We start from the raw sequence: 18436 nt of genomic DNA on the forward strand, positions 1-18436 counted from the left end.
CTTGAACCGGACCTGCTGCCCGCTTTTCATCTGCGCCAGCCTGGTAAGATCAGCCGTGATCACCTGTAAGACACGGGGATAGCCACCCGTTGTCTGGTGGTCCGCCATTAAAATGATCGCCGCACCACTCGTGGTTACCTGTACGGTTCCAAAACAAACAGCTGAAGAAAGCATTTCTTTAGCTTCCATTATCTGTATAGGAGGGCCCTGCAGCCTATACCCCATTCTGTCTGCTTCATTAGTGATCAGGTATTCTTTTTCCAGCATCAGAGCCAAACTTTCCGGGGTAAACAGATCGTATTCAGGCCCTTTCAATACCCTGATCAGCGCTTCACCGGGATCGGGGTAAAGTTTCAGATCGAGCGACCAGTTGAATATCTTTTTAGCGCCTTTATATACCTTATTGAAAGACAAAGTGTCTTCATTCTTCAGTGCCCTTCCTTTATGACCTCCAAAACCGGCTTTTAAATAGGTAGAATAACTACCCAATACAGCATGCAGTTTAAAGCCTCCAAAAACTGTAAGGTAAGTCCTGCAGCCCTTTACCGTGGCACCGAAACTCAGTACTGAGCCTTTTTCCATATACAGGGGCCTCCACATTTTTACAGCCACGCCATCTATCTGGGGGCTCAGGTCTCCTCCTGTCAATGCCACCAGCTGAGGCGTTTCAAAGATTATTTTAGGCCCCATCAATGTGCATTCCAGTCCTGCTGTCCCTGGTTCATTCCCAAGTAATAAATTTCCGATCTGCAGGGCAAGGGTATCCATAGCTCCGCTTACAATGATGCCATCTCTCCTGTACCCTGTCCTGCCAAGGTCCTGTACCGTTGTCTGCAAACCTGCCTTAATGATCTTAATACCCATCATCTTCCCCTTTCAGCATTTGAAACTCCAGCGCATCGATCGCAACAAAACGAACCCTGTTTCCTGCCCTGAGCAATGAGGGTTGCTCCCGTTCTGCATCAAATAAAATCAATGGGGTCTGCCCGATAATCTGCCAGCCTCCCGGCGTTTCAATAGGATAAATTCCAGTCTGATGACCGCCTATACCAACAGATCCGGCAGGAACACTGCTGCTTGGTGTTTCCTTTCTCGGCGCTGCTATCTTTTCGTTCAGTCCGCCCAAATACGGGAAACCGGGCGCAAATCCGATCATATATACCAGGTATTCAGCGGAAGTGTGCAGGGCGATCACCTCTTCTTCGGTGAAGCCACTATGTGCGGCCACAAATGACAGATCAGACCCTCCGTACAAAACCGGAATTTCAACGGTCACCGCAGCATCTTCTTCCTGTTCCATTTCTGCGATCTCATCCAGCATTTCCTGCATAAGGGACGCTGTCAACTCATAATCAGAAACAAGCGGATCGTAAAAAACAGTTATGGTAGTGAATGCCGGCACATATTCAACAAAGCCTTCAAATGAATATTCATCCAGAAACAGACATACCGCATGTATTGATCTGTGAATGTCCTCACTGATTTCCTGTCCAAACTCCAGCACGATTGCCGAATCTCCCAGGGGATATATTTTATTCATTTATGATGTTTAATGTTGCCCTGACAATGCCTGAATAATCATTATTAAAATGATGATTACCTGGCAAGGCAACAGTCTTTATTCCATTATTATTAAATTTCTGTCTGATCTCTTCACCTTCGGCCGAGCCGAAACAGCACAGGTAAGGTACAATTTTTAATTTTTTAAACTCAGCGATCACATCGTATTTATGATTTTCGCTGCTTATATTCAGCATGTCAGCAATGTGTATCTCAAAATCAGCAGATTCATCGGGAGAAAGAGCGACAACAGCTTTCAAATGACTTTGCAAAGCCGCAGGCAACCTGCTCGCTACAAAGGGCACCACAGAAGCCCCGAACGAGTATCCTGCCAGTATAAAACCATCCTTATCCATTTGGTCCCTGTACTGCATGATAGCTTTAGCGATATCTTCAGCAGTACCGTTAGGCGTTTTTTCCTTCCAGAAATACTTCTGCGCATCCAGTCCTACCACAGACAAGCCATTCGAGGCAAACACTTCAGCCAGAGACTGATCAAAGCTGGTCCAGCCACCGTCACCGGAAATCATAAAAACCAGGGGCAGTTTATTTTTTTTGGCCGATGGCACTATATTCAAAGGCAGGTTATTGACCATTTTAACATTGACATATGCTGTTGCGTCACTTACCTTCTGGTAGGCATTTGCCAGTGGCAGCTGCCAATTATCTACGGCAGAAAATCCATGACCGACTTTCAAAGGCACCAGTTCGGCATTAGGCATATCCTTCATAAAACTCGCAGTGGCCTCAAAAGGACAGGTCAGGTCTTTCAACCCATTCAGGGCAATAAATGGTGCACTGAGGTTTTCAGATCTTTCCAGGTAAAAGGAAACACCAGGTTTCAATACGTGCTGTGTCAGTCCATTACCTTTGCACAAAGGTCTCTTCAGATTAATGTCAGGTGAAAAACCCAGCGCAACCGCACCCTTGAACGTATTTGCCGGAGCCTGGGCCAGTATTCCGTAGATCAAAACCGCGCCATAAGAATAGCCCAGCAGTACAGGCTTGTAATAATTACTAAACTTATATTTCTTTTGTACGGACAGACTTAGCTCCTCAAAATCAGCTGCAGGATACAAACAGTCAGATGTCCTTTTAGACAAGTAATAACCGTAATGCCTGGCATCAATGCCCAGTACCATAGCACCCTTTGCCACAAGTGTCGTCGCCATTTTAGTAACGATCCCATTCCAGCCACCATCTCCTGATACAAACAGGGTTACCGATGTCGGCGTGCCTTTTGGCATATAGACCATGACCTTACCAAATTTTCCATAGGTAACAGAACTGGTATCAATTTGTGCAGATGCATTTGAGGTCAGCCACAGTCCCGTTAGTAAAAAAAACAAACAGATTCCCTTCATAAGTCCGGCTCTAAATCATCACTAAGGTTTAATTACATTATTCAATACAGCAGGCACCTGCAGGAGATCATAATCCTGATTGTAGATCAGGTACTTATTGTGCCATACCGGTGAAAACTTATCCTTGGCATCCCTTAGCCCCTTATACCTGGAAAAAGCCTTGATCTTTTCATAAGCAAATTTCATCGAACGCTCCGGCAGATTCTGAGCTGTACCGATGCCAGACATAGGTGCGAACCCAATATTCACTGATTTAAATCTCTCAGCCTGCAAATGCTCAAACAGTGCAATCATGATATAATCAATGACACCATTAGGAGCATCCGCTGTTTTTCGGATCAGGTCATAAGTCGCCTCCCCGTCTGCATAATCCGGTACGATATTCAAAAAAGCAACGATCTTCTCTTCCTGATTTTCTACGGTAATGATCGCTTGCCCCTTAAGTTCGTTCCAGTCAAACATTCCCTGCGAGAACACGATCTCCTCCCTCTCTGTATCTTCCAGCCACTCATCAGAAACAGATTTCAACTTTTGCAGCAACCCGTCTTTTACCGGTGCCAGGTATACCTTGCTGGTAAACCCGCTGTCCGAAACCTTCTTGATCGCATTGCGGATAGATTTACGGTTGCCCCCGGCCAGGTTAAATGTAACAAGGTCTACTACTCCCTCCTGGCCCAGAAATAGTTTCTTCTTGTTCAGTGCCGCAAAATCAGGAAGAGATTCTTCAGGAACCCTATAATAGAGGCTCTTTAGCCCATTGTCGAAACAATACTGATCAAATGAGCCGATGAGCCGCATCCTTTCCTGCGGACTGGCAACCGGACATTCCAGTACTGCAGCAAAATTCCCGGAAATGCGGTAAGACAGAAAACCGTCGCCGTCTCTGTAAATTAGCTTATCACCATAGGTCTTGAAATAATCCAGCGCAGAATTTCCGTACTTTTTGAGCTGATCCTTAGCCCATTCCAGATCATCATCTTCCGGCACAAGTTTCGTGATATAAGGACTGATCAGTGTATATACCAAAAAAGCGATGGAAAGAAAACCACTGATGTTAATCGACAAAAGGAAATTACGCGCAAACCTGTCATTGGGAACCAGGTCATCATTGCTGATCAGAATGAAATTTTCCAGCGTATACCTGATGGACTGCAGCCAGCTGAAATCTATGTCAAAATGCTTCTTATCTAGAAAATAAAAACCAATAGTACCATAAAGTATCACTGCAGCTACGCTCAGCAACGTGGTCTGAATCCCTACAGAACGCATCCTTGGATTGGCTTTGATGTAATACTCCTTTCTGGACACAAACAGGATAATGATCACCAGCACCGCAAAACTCGCCTCTTCATAATCTATGGCCTTGGTCATGTGCCCGATAAGAGAAAGTGTACACAGACCCAATGCAAAATACCAGGCCGTACGCAGCCCCTTGAGCATGAACGCCGCTGTGACCAGCAGGAACAGGCCTGCCAGAAATACGAAATAATTGGATGCCCTGATCGCCTCAATGGGAAGGAAATCTTTAAGAAATGTCAGCCGTTCGTGAATGGCAGGCGTCAGTACTGAAATCAGGTTGACTATCCCCATCACCAGCAGCAGCAGTGCGGGCAGCACCCGCATCAGCAGTTTATTGATCTTTAGTAAAAAGCTAAGCGCACCAAAAAGCATCGGAATCCAGAATTCCATGAACCTGTATACAAAAGTGATAGACACCGCCGCCGCACCGCTGTACCCAAGCCGGATCAGCATAAAGGTCATAGAAGCCTCTACTGCGCCCAATCCACGCAGAAAAGGCGATATGATCAGGAATACCACACCAATGATGTAGCCGATAAGGGCATAAACAATAGATGGATTGATGTTCAATGCCAGCATGGCGATGTAAATGTGCAGCACCCCGACAACCTCTATCAGCACACTATACCCCAGTGTCTTTAAAAAACTATTTCGTTCAATCGTGTTGCTCCTGAAATCAGCTGCATAAACCTCGATAACAGGAATATACTTCACGATGAATTGATACACCGGCCCGCTTTTGATCACCGATCTGTACAGCAGATATATTCCGGCAATAAGTGCGAATACAGTGATCAGCCCAAACCATTCCCCGTACCCGATACTCCCCTCAAAAATGGCGTAAATGAATACCGGAATGGCGATCACCACAACAGACAGTATACCTACAAAACCATAGATAGAGGAAGCAAAATTGATCTGCGACTGGGGCACACCCTTTTTCTCAATGTCCCCGCTGAAGAAAGCCAGGGAGGAGACACCGCCCGCAGGTAAAAAAACACTCACAAAATTCCTTTTCAGATACAGCAGGGCACCATCACCTACAGAAATCTCACTGCCTACAGCTGCAAAGGAAGCCCGGTACATCATCCCATGAATAAAAACATAGGCTACACTGAGCGCAATTCCCAGTGAGATCCAGAGCCAGTCCGCTCTGACCATTAATTGCCTGACCTTGTGCAGCTCCCCCTGCTCATGTTTAATGAACCAGACCGACAGCGCAATAAAGAAAAGGGTAAATATAAAACTGCCTATTATCTTTCCATGCTCACGGAAGAAGGGCGGAATGAATCTGAATGACTTCATACGTGGTATTCTGCATTTTTCTACAAATTACACAATAAATTCTGTAGATCAGATGAAGAATGAGGGATGCTCAGAGGTATAAGGAAAGTAGCGCTTCCCATTCCGCGCCAAGAGTACTGTCAGGTCTTTGTTTTCCTGCCCTGCGATACCAGTAATCGGCATTCCAGAGATCACCCTCTTTCCTGTGTAGGTAAGCATGCACATGGGCCGCCTGCCTGTCGTCAAGATGATCGATGAGCGAATGGGCCTCTGCCCAGTTTCCTTTTCCGTCATGCCACAATGCCTGGACATGCAATGGCAATCCGGCAGGGATTTCGTCTTTTACTATTGTTTTCTTAAAATCCGGTATATTCAATTCAGTACGGTCTTATTACCCAAAAATAATATTTTTCCGGCCTTAAATAAAATACTGTTTAACGCTAAGGATGATGGCTAGTTTCTTTTTAAAGATCCTATTGAAAGACTGCGGATTCTCAAAGCCAACCTGATATATCAGGAAAAATGAATAATTTCGAAGCAATATGGTTAGCTCAGCGAACCACACAAACGGACAAATGGAAGCCAAAGAAATATTGAGACAGCATATCGCTAAAACAGCTCTCCTGACAGACCAGGAATTCGATCACTTGTTTTCGCACTTCAAGCCAATGTCTTTTAAAAAAGGCCAGGTCATCATCGACGAAGGAGACCAGGTCGACCATGAATATTTTGTGATCTCCGGCTGTTTAAAAGCATTTTACATCAACGATGAGATTAAAATGTATATCCTTCAATTTGCCATGCCAACCTGGTGGACATCAGATTATGGCGCCCTATATAACCAAACCCGTGCTAATATCCGGGTGGACTGCATTACCGATGCAGAAGTGCTTTCCATTTCCAATGCTGACCGGGAGAAGATCTGCACCGAGATCCATCAGGCCGGGCATTTCTTTCGCTGGAGGACCAACAGAGGATACCTCGCTTCTCAAAAACGCTTGTTATCATTCATGAATAATGACACTAAAGCCAGGTATGAAGAACTGCTCAACCTGTACCCCCAGCTTTATAACCTGGTTCCAAAACACCTTATTGCCGCATATCTGGGCGTTTCCAGAGAAACATTAAGCAGGCTATACAATTCCCACAAATAGCCCTTCCAAAATGTGATCTACATCACGTAGCTACCCGAAATTTCCTGCCGTTCTTTGTCCCGTCATATCACTAATGATTGGCACCTCAGATAATGGAAACACAAAATTTTAAAGTCGTAAGCACAGAAAGCGACATCAGCTGGACCGGTAGAAAAGTAACCGGCGCACACAACGGAACCATCGACATCAAAGCAGGATCACTCGAGGTGAATGATGGAAAACTTAAAGCCGGTAGTTTCAGTATAGATACTACCTCCATTAAAATACTGGACATCACCGACCCTGCCACCAATACCCAGTTTTCAGGCCACCTGTTCTCCGAAGATTTTTTTGCCACAGACAGGTTCCCTGAAGCGAAATTTGAGATCACCGGTGTAGCAGAAACAGGCGACAGCAGCCAGATCACCGGAAACCTGACCATTAAAGGAATTACGCATCCCGTAAGTTTTCCGGCAGATGTGAATATCACCAAAGAAAGTATCACCGCATCAGGAAAAATCCTTGTCGACCGTACCCGCTATGACATGAAATTCCGTTCAGGAAATTTCTTTCTCAATCTGGGCGACACACTCATTTACAATGAATTTGAGCTCGATGTAAAATTAACCGCTGTAGCCACCAATTAATTTTTGAGATCATGCCATACGTAAAAATAGAAGTAACCCGTGAGGGGATTAGCCGCGAACAAAAACAGGAACTGATTGCCGGTGTGACCAGGATAATTACTGAAGTACTCGATAAAGACCCTAAACTGACCCATGTAGTGATCCGGGAGATAGAACTGGACGACTGGGGCTATGCAGGCGAACAAGTTTCCGTACTCAGAGAAAAAGGCATCACCGCCAATAAACCAATACAATTGACCCAATAAAAACTAAACCATTAAAATAAGATCATGAAAACACAAACCATTATAGTAACCGGTGCATCAACAGGCATTGGCAAGGCCATCGCCGGTTTATTTTTACAAAACGGCTATAACGTAGCTATTAATTCTGTCAATGCAGACAATCTCAATACCACATTTGAGGAACTGGGCCATCCGGAAAGACTGGCCATGGTTGCTGGCGACATCAGCAACCCGGCTACGGGTCAATTGCTTGCAGATACTGCAGTTGAACGTTTCGGCGCGGTAGATGTCCTGGTAAACAATGCTGGTATCTTCGAAGCAAAATCTTTTCTGGAAGTTGATGAGGCCTACCTTGACCGTTTCTTAAGCATCAATCTGAAAGGCACCTATTTTACCAGTCAGGCAGCTATAAGACAAATGCTCAAACAGGAACAAGGCGCGATCATCAATATTGGTACAGTATTGGTCGACCATGCGATTGGTGGCTTCCCGGCTACTGCACCTATTGCCAGCAAAGGAGGTGTTCACGCATTGACCAGACAGCTTGCTGCCGAATTCGGTAAAAACAACATCCGTGTGAACGGTATTGCCCCGGGTATCATCAGGAGTCCGCTGCAAGAGAAAAGCGGCATTAGCGATGCCGATAGCCTTGCCGGCCTGCACCTGCTGGACCGTATCGGTGAAACGCAGGATGTTGCCGAACTGGCACTTTACCTGGCGAAAAGCAATTTTGTAACCGGAGAGATCATCAACCTGGATGGAGGACATGTATCCGGCCACCATATTGGATAAATATAATAAAAGAGACAATGAACAATTATAAAGACAATGCAGCGGCTGTAGCAGCCGTCCTGTCAAATTATTTCGAAGGGGTCTTTAGTGGAAATACAGCGCTGCTCGGCAGCATTTTCCACCCTCAGGCCTTAGTTGCGGGTGATGTGAAGGGCGTTCCTTACTTCAAGACAGTGGCGCAATACCTTGATGGCGTCAAAAATCGTAAAAGCCCGCAGGAGTTAAATGAACCGTTCCGGATGGAGATCGTGTCCATAGAGATCATCAATTCAATAGCAGTTGCAAAAACACACCTCCAAATGTTTGAATACAATTATTACGATCTCCTATCTTTGAATAAGACCGGTGAAAAATGGATCATCGTCAATAAATTGTTAACTCATGTAAATACAGGAAGCCATGTGGAACCAGACTAAGATCACTGAACTTTTGGGTATCAGCTACCCGATACTGCTTGGCCCTATGGGCGGCGGGTTTTCTACCCCCGAACTTGTGGCAGCGGTATCCAATGCCGGCGGACTGGGCAGTTTCGGGGCTTATACCCTGAGTCCGGAAGAAATCCTTGAGGCCGGTAAGGCCGTAAAGGCAAAAACGGACAAGCCCTACAACATCAACCTCTGGGTCAATGATGTGGATGAGCGGCTGAAAGACTATCCTGCAGAAGAACTTGAAAAAGTAAAAACACGATTTAAGCCATATTTTGATGAACTGGGTATCCCTCTGCCCGACCTCGACCCCAATATACCCTCCAAATTTGAAAAACAGGTGGAGGTGCTCTTTGAGATCCGTCCCGCAGTATTCAGTTTTATATTTGGCATACCATCCAAAGAGATCCTTGCAGAGAGCCGCAAGCTTGGCATCAGGACCGTTGGCGCAGCCACCACACCCGACGAAGCATTGGCATTAGAAGAAGCACAAGTGGACGCCATTGTGGCCGCAGGCTTTGAAGCAGGTGGGCACCGGCCTTCTTTTCTTCGTCCGGCACACGACTCCCTGACCGGAACATTTGCACTGGTGCAGCAGCTAAAATCAAAAATAAAAACACCTGTTATTGCCGCAGGCGGTATAGCAGATGGCAGGGGGATCGCGGCAGCACTGACTTTAGGGGCCGATGCCGTTCAACTGGGAACTGCTTTTTTGGCCACCGATGAGTCGAACGCGACCGTTTTGCACAAAACCAAACTATTTTCTGATGAAAGCAAATACACGGTGCTGTCCAAATCATTAACCGGCCGTTTGGGCAGGTTGATCCGCAACAGGATCTCTGAAGAAGTCAGCTATGAAACTGAAGTACTCCCGTTCCCATTGCAAACCAGGTTAATGGGACCACTAAGAGCCGCAGCAATAGAACAGGGCAAGACCGATATGATCAACTTCTGGTCGGGCCAAAACGCGGTCAGCCTGAAATACACCAAAGCGGCGGAGCTGATGGCAGCCCTTATCGCAGAAACTGGAACACATTTAGTTTCCTAACCTGCGTTTCTCCTCTTCATTACTTTGCTCGATCTTCTTGTTGCTGAACTGCTTACCGGAACTAAAGCTATAGCTGACTGACAAGCTGAAGGAACGTGTCGGTCTTTTTTGATAAAAATCGATACGGGTGCCGTTATAGGTGGTATAGTTTTTTTCCCTGAATGTATTAAACACATCACTGGCATAGAAACGCAGCTGAAGGCTTTTGCTGAGCAGTCTTTTAGACAAGCCGATGTCCGTTACAAAACGGTGTGCGTGATGGGTATTGGCACCTACATAGGGTGAAGTATAGTCCAGAGAAAGATCTATGTCAAAAAGCTTTTTAAAACTGAAATCGTGGCTAGACCTTAAATACAAACTGGTCTGCCTGATCCTGAAGGTGTCCAGCCGGTACGCAAGATTATACAAAGCCAGCCCGTTGCGCGTGGCCCACCAGGCACTGACCTTAACTGGTGCGTCCAGTGAAAACCCATACTCATAGCTGTTACTGAAGTTCCGCGTCTGGTATTCAATGATGTTATCCGAAACAGGACTTGCCAGCTGGGCAATTTTATCAGTAGTGAGGGCATAGTAGATTTCTGCGGAAAAGCCTTTCCAGAAGAGGCTTCCCAACTCTGCTTTATGTGTATATTCGGGCAGCAGGTCCGGATTTCCAAGCTGTGTCAGATAGTTATCAAACTGCAGCCTGTATGGGTTCAGGTCTGCAAAAGAGGGGCGCTGCAGCCTGCGGGAATAACTGAAATAAAGGGAGTTCTTCTTCTCCTCATCCAGCTGCCGTGTGATAAAAAGTGAGGGGAAAAAGCCAAGATAGTTTCTGCTGAACCGGTCTCCGGAAGTAATGGATTTACCATTCATACGCGTCTGTTCCGCCCTCAATCCCAATTTGACATTGGTTTTGCCCTTCGTCTTATTGATCGATGCATAAGCCATAGAAAGGTATTCTGAATAGATAAAGCGATTGCTTAGACCAGTATTGACCACCCATTCCGTCCCGATCAAATCCTCGTTCAATACTTCGTTGTCCCGTTCAGTAGAAACAAATTTTAGCCCTGCTTTAAATTCCAGATCACGTGGAAACACTTTTGTAAAATCGGTCTGCATGCTGTACAGGTTGGTGGTATTTGGGGTGTTGTTGCGAAAGGTTGAATTCTTTTCAGAGACCGTATACCGGGAATGAAAATCATTGAGCTCAGTTTTTGTGCTCCGCACGTAATCACCAATGAACTTTAAACCAGAACCAATGCTGTCCAGCTTAAGGGCATAATTCAAAGTCGTGCTGCCCTGCTCCGGCTTCCTGAACCACTCCGATCTGGCAGATCCCGTTAAGGGCTGGCTGCTCCTGGTAAAATCGATGTCTGTATCAAAATACTGGTTCAGTTCCCCGGCAGTCTGTATGGTCTGCAAAGTCAGCGACTGGTTTTTCGACAGGTCATAAGCCACACCAAGGCGGTAAAACTCCCTGGAATTGTCATTGAACCTTGTGGTATAGCTTGAATATTAGCTCTGGTCCGGATACGTAATGTCATTAGTGGCTATATAATCGCTCCTTTCCTTACCCAATGAAAGGCTTCCAAAAAGATAAAGGTTTTTGTACTTGTAATTGAGCGACATATTGCTGCTGTAAGCAGGTTGTTTTTCCTGCTGCCGATATTGCGCCGATACAGAACCGATCAGACCATCCTGTCTGGATTTCTTCAGTACAATATGGATGATCCCTCCCGACCCCGCAGCTTCAAACTCCGAAGGTGGATTGGAGATGATCTCGATCTTACTGATGTCCTCAGACCGGATATTGCGAAGAAATTCCGCCAGGTCACCCGACGACATGCGCTGCACCACATCATTGATCATCACCATTACCGACTGGTTTCCCTTTAAAGTGATCGAACCGTCATTGCCTACCCATACGCCCGGCGATTTCTGTAAAACCTCCAGCCCGTTAAATCCATTGGCAAGCGGACTCCCCTCTACATTTACAATGAACCGATCTGCCTTACGCTCTATTACCGGGCGTGTGGCAGTGACATTTACTGTGGCGAGTGTACGTTCTTCCTGTTTCAGAACGAGGTGCCTTACTGCGCCGGTATCCGGATAGATAAACCGGACACTCAGATCCTCATAACCCAAAGAAGAGGCCCTGAGTTCATATTGAACATTGTTTTCGAACGCATAACTGATTTGAAAATAGCCATTTTCATCACTTGTGCTTCCGCTTAGGTAAGTCTTGTCTTTTAACAGTCCGATTGATGCAAATGATACCGGCTTGTTTGACCGATCCGTCAAACGGCCCGGGACTGAAACGGAACCTGCGCTTTTTCGATCCGTTGTATTTGAAGTCCTGCCACCGATAACGATCAGGTTTTCAGAGATCATTTTATAAAAGAGTTTTTTATCCGGAAGTATTTCGTTCAATATTTCAGCAACTGATTTTTGTTTCGCATCAATACTCACGTATATAGAATCAGCGACTACATCATCGCTGTAAACAATACTATATCCGCTGGCATCCTGGATCCGTTGCAGTACTTTTTTAATAGGCTGTGCCTGTCCACTGATTGAAATGCGTTTACTTTGTGCCCTTACAAATAACGACACAAACATTGCCAGAAAAATAGAGGTTAATAATCTGCAGTTCATCTGGCCTATTTTATAATGACTTTTTGATCGGTGATCTGATAATCCAGTGGATAGGAAAGCTTTAATGCTTCAAGCGCATCTTTGAGTGGTTCAGATGTGAATGATCCGCTGAACCGTTTATTCTTCAATTGTTCATTTTGGATTTCGATCTTTACTTTATATCTGATTTCCAGGTGCTGGGCCAGGTCCTTTAGTTTTTCTTTTTTAAACACCAAAGAGTCAAGTCTCCATTTGATATCGGCATTTTCCAGTTCCGCATTCATTTTCAGGACCTGGTATTGCTCATGACCCGGGCCGTTTCCCGGTAAAAAAACGAACTTCTCATTTGGTTTGAGCAGTATACTTTTAGTTTTATTCTGATAATCAGTGAGCTCAACCAGTCCTCTGATCAGTGCCACCTCGATATTTTTTGCCTGTCCATGGGCCTTCACATTAAATGCTGTACCCTTAACACTAATTTTAATGCGGCCCGCATCAATCGATAAGGGCACATCCGGGTTCTTAATCACGTCAAAGAAAGCCTCACCTTTCAGCGAGAGCTTCCGGCTGACCTTACCGAAATCTTCATTATAAGTAACGGATGATTGTTTGTTTAGCCAGACTTTGGTCCCGTCTTCAAGCGTCATAAATATTTTATGATTCCCCGAATTGACCAGCGTGGTATTTTCCAGTGGTTCCTCTTTGTGATAGTTAAAGAATACAAGTCCGCCGGTCAGTAAAATAAAAATGACAGCAGCAATCTTTAACAGGTTGGAGTAGCTGACAAGGTAATTGACTTTTAAAGGCTGATCTGTAATCCTATGTTTATCGATCGCCTTCCAAACCGATTGAAGTTTATGATCTATGTGAACTGAACGATCATTGTCATGCGAGCCGCTGTTTTTAATCTCAAAATATTTAGTCAATTGTTCATCAATCTGCCAAAATTCCGGATTGGAATTTACGGCATCATCAAATTCCCGCAATTCTGAAGCTGAAAGATCGGCACTGAGCTTACGGGTCAATAGTTTTAAAAAGGCATCCCTCTTCATGATTTCTATGTTGATTACTTAAAGGACAACAGCGGCAGCGCAACTACCTACGTTGTTTTAAAATAAAAAATAAAAAAGATTGACATTGAGTTTGTGCTTTGCAACGGTCGCGGGATTATAGCCCAGGTAACCGGTCAGTTCGTCCGCTAATGTCTTAACCGCTTTGAAGACCTGCCCCTCTACCGTTCGTACGGATAAATTCAGGATTTCTGCTACCTCTCTGCATTTCAACCCATCCACCTTAACCATGGTAAAAATAAGCTTGCGCTGTTCAGGTAAAGCCGAAACCGCCTGGTCCAGTTTGGCCTGCAACTGCTTATCTTCCATAATCGTTTCAGGCGAATAACAGATGGAAGCAGCTTGCTGCGCATCCAGGCCCTCATCCAGCGCGTTGAACTTGTTTTTACTTGTATTCCTGATGAAATTCAGGCAGGCATTTTTTACCGATACATACAGGTACACTTTGGGATTGACTATTTTATCGAGTTCCGTCCGCTTCAGCCACAACCTCACAAATAGTTCCGAAACAACTTCATCAGCATCTTCTTCCTGTTTAAGGTACGATGTGGCAAATTTGATGAACAGCACATAATAATTATTGAAAAGCGAATCAAAAGCCTTTTTATCGCCGAGGGAGATTACTTTAAATAACTCTTTTAACTCTATTGCCCCTTCAGCCATTGGTGGATATGATGCTGTATATTTGAATTACCTGTTACCCTAAGACACCCGAAACCGGGTAACTACTTATCCAAAGATATAATTTATATCAGTCCCGGCTAGTAAGTATATTCGCACTTAAAAACACTTTCAATTGATCGTTTAGGCTTTCCATTTCTTCTCGGTGTAATTGAGTAGCTGCGAAGCTCTGTACAGTTTCCGAATGCATCATAAGTATATTCCCTTTCTTTGATATTTCCAGAACCATCTGCTTTTTTTCTCAGCCAGTATGTCAAATCTCCGTTACTATTATATACTTCCTCCTGCAATGGAAATTTGCTAGCATTTATATAACTGATTTTTGATGTATCCGTTGATAAAACCTGGTCGTTTAGATCGATAACAGTGGTAACTAGTATATTTTTATTATAAAAATAAGTTGCTAGTTCCGTACCGAATTGAGCTCCATTTCTATCAAATGTTTTTAAGGCCGCCGGATAACCCCGATCATTAGCTGTTATTTCTGACAATCTCAATAAATTACCATTTGCATCACGGTCGGTAATAATGATCAGCGCATTTTTTTTTGAATATTCATAATTTGCAATTTCAGTGCTGTAACCAAATCTACTCCATCTTTCAAATGTTCTTGATAGTTTTAATTTCCTCAAAGTATCATTTTGATAAGTCAACTTGGCGGAAAGTGCACCAGCTTCATTAAATCGTTCTTCAATAAGCAGCATTCCTGATTCGTCAAATGTCTTAATATTCTTATTGATTGTTTTGCCAGTCGGGTTGTAAAAAGTGTTATACTCCGCTATCTTTTTAGGCTTACGGGCTTTATAATCTCTTTGCTCATTCAATTGCAGGGCGGAGTAGATGTTTTGTGATTTGACAAGACCGCTTATAAATATGAGTAGTAACAGAATTGAGTATTTATACATATCGACTATTTTCAATTCCTATACTGCTCTAATCTATAAAATTCTTTTTTATCATTTCTGTTTATTTTCCAAAAGAATCACTCCGTCTTAATCGACTGGATCGGGCTGACCTTTGCTGCCTTATAAGCTTGAAACACAACGGTAACCATGGAGATCAACACCGTCAAAAGCCCGGCGGCCACAAAAAACCAAAGTTTCAGGTCAATACTGTAAGCATATCCCCCGAGCCAGCTCCGCCCGAATACGTACCCCAAAGGAAGGGCTATAAAAATGGCCAGCAGTACAGGCTTGATGAAATCCCTGGATAAGATATACATCACGTTCAGTTCCGTTGCACCGAGAATCTTCCTGATGCCGATCTCTTTAAACCGCTTCTCTGCGGTAAAGGAAGCCAGCCCGAACAGTCCCAGGCAGGAAATGACCACAGCCAGTACGGCAAAATAGCGGGACAATACCGCCACCCTGTTTTCGGCAACATATTGCGCCTGGAAATCCTGGTCAAGAAACTTATAATCAAATTCAGACATCGGATTAAACTCAGCATGGAACTGTCTCAGCGCATCGAGCGTTTCTTTCATTTTTCCGGCCGCTACTTTGACCATGATCCTGTTGGTATACGAGGGCTTGTACCTGATGAACATCGGTTTGACCGGCTGGTGCAAGGATTCAAAATGAAAGTCCTTCACTACACCGATAATCTGCATATCCACTCCCCAAAGCCGGAATATTTTGCCCACAGGATTTTTTATACGCATAGCCGCGGCACCCGCTTCATTGACAATGATCTTTGAAGTGTCTGATCCGAACTCCTTTGAAAAGCTTCTGCCCCGGGCCATTTCAATCCCCAATGTTTCAATAAGACCCGCATTGACATCTGCCCGCTGAAATTTAATTACCTCTTTCGGGTTTCTTCCTTCCCAGCTAAAATCACCGGTTGTATAACTCAGATCTCCCAGCAATTCACGGTCTATACTTGAAGCACTTAATACCCCGGGTATTTTTTTGATACGCTCAATGGCAAAATCGGCGTTGTTTTTGAATTTCCCCCCGGTTTCAAAATACAGGACGTTATCTTTACTAAAACCCTGATTTGTAGTCTGGATGTATTCCACTTGCTTATAAATGATCATAACAGCTACGATAAGAATCACCGACACCGCAAACTGAAAAACCACCAGTCCCTGGCGGGTCCACAAGGCACCTGCAGACAGGATGAGCTTCCCTTTCAACGCGGTTGAAGGTTTCAATCCTGATAGGTATAAAGCCGGATAGCTCCCCGAAATGACACCTGTCAGAATGGTGATGGATAAAAGCGCCATCAAAAGTGAAGGATCAAAATGAAGAGAAAGCTGCTTTCCTGTAATGCTATTGAACTGCGGAAGCAGCAATTCTACAGCAAGAAGCGAAATAAACAATGCCATGAAGCTCATCATCAGTGATTCGGTCAGATACTGAACGATCAGCATTTTTCTGGATGCACCCATCACCTTTTTAACCCCTACTTCTTTCAGTCTCCTGGAAGCCCTTGCGGTACTGAGATTCATAAAATTGATACAGGCAATGACCAGTATGAAAATGGCAATCACTGTAAACAGGTTCACATAATCTATTCTGCCGCCAGTGAGCACACCATTTTCGAAATTATTGTAAAGATAGGCATCAGCATAAGGCCTGATGAATAAATTATAGTTCTTTACATCTTTGGTTTCCAGATATTTCCTGATCTTTTTGTTAAACAGTCCCGGATCCTCTCCTTTTTTCAGCACTACAAATGTATTTGGCCCATAATTGCCCCAGGCCTTGTAGGAGGAATTATTCAGCAACACATCCTGAGACACCAGGAAATCAAACTGTTCTGATGAACTTGAAGGGATATTTTTAAAAACCCCGCTGATTAGCGCATGGTTTTCGGCTTCCATTTCTGTATTGCTCCACATCATTTGCTTCCCCGCCACATCCGTAGTATGAAATAACTTAAGCGCAAGTGCCTCTGAAATGGCTATGGTTTTTTGTCCTGAGAGGATGCTATTCTTATCTCCCGAAACCAGCGGATAAGAGAATACTTTAAAAAAATCCGGGCCGGCAAACTTACCTGCAGCAGTTATCGCCTTGTTGTTACCTGCGGAGACCTTACTCTTTCCAAGCCAGAAACCGGGAGAAACTATAACCGTCAATTCTACTTCGGGCATTTCTTTGGCCAGTGCTTCAGCCAAAGGCCCCGGCGTTCCGTCCCTGGTATTGATCACATCACTAAGATGCTCATTCATCATCACCTGGTAAATCCGTTTGCTGTGAAACTGGTCAACCTGGGTTTCATCATTCACCCACAGGTAGATCAACAATGCACACGAAAGCCCGGCAGTAAGTCCGATAAGATTGATGAAAAATGAACTTTTATGTCTTTTAAAGTTTCTGAAGACCAGTAACAAATGATGTCTGAGCATAACCGTGTTTGTTTAGCACGCAAGGTTCAAGACCTATGCCAAGCGATATAAAAGTAAATATAGCGCAATCAGGCGTTTAAAACCGCTGAACCCTGTACAGAAATGAACAGAGGCTGTACGGTTTCGGACAGCGAACCAGCTGTTCTTCAACCTCATTCCTTTCCCGTTTCGAAATGCTGGCGCAGCTTCTCTTCCTCAAGATCCAGTAGTTCCAGCTGCTGCTTCACCAGCACATCACTGACATTCTCCTTTTTATTTAAATCATGGAGCAAAGCACGCTGTTCTTTGAGCAGCCGGGCCATGATCTCGCGGTAATCTTTATAGTACTCGGTAGCCTTCTCCCCATTATTCTCGTTTTCCCAGTCCTTAAGCAATTCTATATCGGCTGTGTAGCGCAATTTGACTGCCTTAACCATATCATTGTTTACCGTATGCTCAGCATAATCTTCATTCAGGATCTTCAGGGACAGGTGCGATATTTTCTTCCGCATAAGCTGCCGCTGCTGTTCATAAGAAATGGTAAGATCCGGATCAGGCATATTGATCCATTTCACCACCAGCGGCAGTGTCAGGCCCTGTAAAACCAGTGTCACCAGGATCACCGTGAAAGTTATGAACAAGATGAGATCACGGTTGGGAAAGGCCGCACCAGAACTCAGTGTCAGCGGAATACTCAGCGCAGCAGCCAGCGAAACCACCCCGCGCATTCCCGTCCAGCCAAACAAGATCGGTGCTTTCCAACCCGGGTTCGGGTCTGCCACAGTAATAAAATTGGCCATGAACATGGTAATCACTGTAGCACCCAAAGTACTGATGAGCCTTGCCACGATCAATACCGCGGTAATGATCAGACTGTACTTAAGCGCAGGCGCAAAACCATCCGGCCCCAGGTTTTTGATGATGACCGGAAATTCCAGGCCGATCAGAATGAACACAAAGCCATT

18 protein-coding genes are annotated in these 18436 nt (G+C 44.7%); 6 read left to right on the top strand and 12 right to left on the bottom strand.

Annotated elements, in window-relative coordinates; all coding sequences use genetic code 11:
* The 5 genes from VK541_RS12365 to VK541_RS12385 all read right to left on the bottom strand — a co-directional run.
* Positions 1-867: biotin-dependent carboxyltransferase family protein (locus VK541_RS12365; RefSeq protein ID WP_324370490.1), on the bottom strand; the 867-nt coding region annotated here is incomplete at its 3' end.
* Positions 854-1540, bottom strand: coding sequence for a 5-oxoprolinase subunit PxpB (gene pxpB / locus VK541_RS12370; protein ID WP_324370492.1), 687 nt, complete (start codon positions 1538-1540; stop codon positions 854-856). The genes pxpB and VK541_RS12365, both read right to left, overlap by 14 nt.
* The gene (locus VK541_RS12375) at positions 1533-2924 is read right to left on the bottom strand and encodes an AcvB/VirJ family lysyl-phosphatidylglycerol hydrolase (protein ID WP_324370494.1); all 1392 of its coding nucleotides are present in this window, start codon (positions 2922-2924) and stop codon (positions 1533-1535) included. Before VK541_RS12375 ends, pxpB begins: the two co-directional genes overlap by 8 nt.
* 21 nt (positions 2925-2945) lie before the next feature.
* Positions 2946-5528, bottom strand: coding sequence for a phosphatidylglycerol lysyltransferase domain-containing protein (locus VK541_RS12380; protein ID WP_324370496.1), 2583 nt, complete (start codon positions 5526-5528; stop codon positions 2946-2948).
* Between the two features lie 70 nt (positions 5529-5598).
* A complete protein-coding gene (locus VK541_RS12385) occupies positions 5599-5883 on the bottom strand; it encodes a hypothetical protein (RefSeq protein ID WP_324370499.1) in 285 nt (94 codons plus the stop codon).
* Between the two features lie 166 nt (positions 5884-6049).
* Between VK541_RS12385 and VK541_RS12390 the strand changes: the two genes are divergently transcribed.
* The 6 genes from VK541_RS12390 (at position 6050) to VK541_RS12415 (ending at position 9776) form a co-directional block, all read left to right on the top strand.
* Complete coding sequence (locus VK541_RS12390; protein WP_324370501.1) at positions 6050-6661, top strand: Crp/Fnr family transcriptional regulator; 612 nt, start codon at positions 6050-6052, stop codon at positions 6659-6661.
* Positions 6662-6753: 92 nt separating this feature from the next.
* Entirely contained in the window at positions 6754-7287 is a 534-nt protein-coding gene (locus VK541_RS12395; protein ID WP_324370503.1) for a YceI family protein, read from the top strand.
* 11 nt (positions 7288-7298) lie between these two features.
* The gene (locus VK541_RS12400; RefSeq protein ID WP_324370505.1) at positions 7299-7532 is read left to right on the top strand and encodes a 4-oxalocrotonate tautomerase family protein; all 234 of its coding nucleotides are present in this window, start codon (positions 7299-7301) and stop codon (positions 7530-7532) included.
* A 24-nt stretch (positions 7533-7556) separates the two neighbouring features.
* Complete coding sequence (locus VK541_RS12405) at positions 7557-8303, top strand: SDR family oxidoreductase (RefSeq protein ID WP_324370507.1); 747 nt, start codon at positions 7557-7559, stop codon at positions 8301-8303.
* 17 nt (positions 8304-8320) lie between these two features.
* Positions 8321-8719, top strand: a complete 399-nt coding sequence (locus VK541_RS12410) for a nuclear transport factor 2 family protein (RefSeq protein WP_324370509.1) — start codon at positions 8321-8323, stop codon at positions 8717-8719.
* Positions 8703-9776 carry a nitronate monooxygenase gene (locus tag VK541_RS12415; RefSeq protein WP_324370511.1) on the top strand — a complete coding sequence of 358 codons (1074 nt, stop codon included), beginning with the start codon at positions 8703-8705 and terminating at the stop codon, positions 9774-9776. The genes VK541_RS12410 and VK541_RS12415 overlap by 17 nt, the downstream gene beginning before the upstream one ends.
* Here the strand turns inward: VK541_RS12415 and VK541_RS12420 are convergent.
* The 7 genes from VK541_RS12420 to VK541_RS12450 form a co-directional block, all read right to left on the bottom strand.
* Positions 9765-11216 (bottom strand): outer membrane beta-barrel family protein, encoded by a 1452-nt coding sequence (locus VK541_RS12420; RefSeq protein WP_324370514.1) that lies wholly within the window; start codon positions 11214-11216, stop codon positions 9765-9767. The genes VK541_RS12415 and VK541_RS12420 overlap by 12 nt on opposite strands.
* Before the next feature lie 57 nt (positions 11217-11273).
* Positions 11274-12413: a hypothetical protein gene (locus tag VK541_RS12425; RefSeq protein ID WP_324370516.1), complete on the bottom strand. Its 1140-nt coding sequence runs from the start codon at positions 12411-12413 to the stop codon at positions 11274-11276.
* Positions 12414-12418: 5 nt separating this feature from the next.
* Positions 12419-13444 (bottom strand): FecR family protein, encoded by a 1026-nt coding sequence (locus tag VK541_RS12430; RefSeq protein ID WP_324370518.1) that lies wholly within the window; start codon positions 13442-13444, stop codon positions 12419-12421.
* Between the two features lie 57 nt (positions 13445-13501).
* Complete coding sequence (locus VK541_RS12435) at positions 13502-14125, bottom strand: RNA polymerase sigma-70 factor (protein WP_324370520.1); 624 nt, start codon at positions 14123-14125, stop codon at positions 13502-13504.
* Positions 14126-14223: 98 nt separating this feature from the next.
* On the bottom strand, positions 14224-15048 hold the full coding sequence (locus VK541_RS12440) for a hypothetical protein (RefSeq protein ID WP_324370522.1): 825 nt from the start codon (positions 15046-15048) through the stop codon (positions 14224-14226).
* 77 nt (positions 15049-15125) lie between these two features.
* Positions 15126-17492: an ABC transporter permease gene (locus VK541_RS12445; RefSeq protein WP_324370525.1), complete on the bottom strand. Its 2367-nt coding sequence runs from the start codon at positions 17490-17492 to the stop codon at positions 15126-15128.
* A 152-nt stretch (positions 17493-17644) separates the two neighbouring features.
* The coding region (locus VK541_RS12450) for a cation:proton antiporter (RefSeq protein WP_324370527.1) at positions 17645-18436 on the bottom strand (792 nt) is incomplete at its 5' end.

The sequence above is a fragment of the Pedobacter sp. genome, from assembly GCF_035317785.1.
Taxonomy (GTDB): Bacteria; Bacteroidota; Bacteroidia; order Sphingobacteriales; family Sphingobacteriaceae; genus Pedobacter.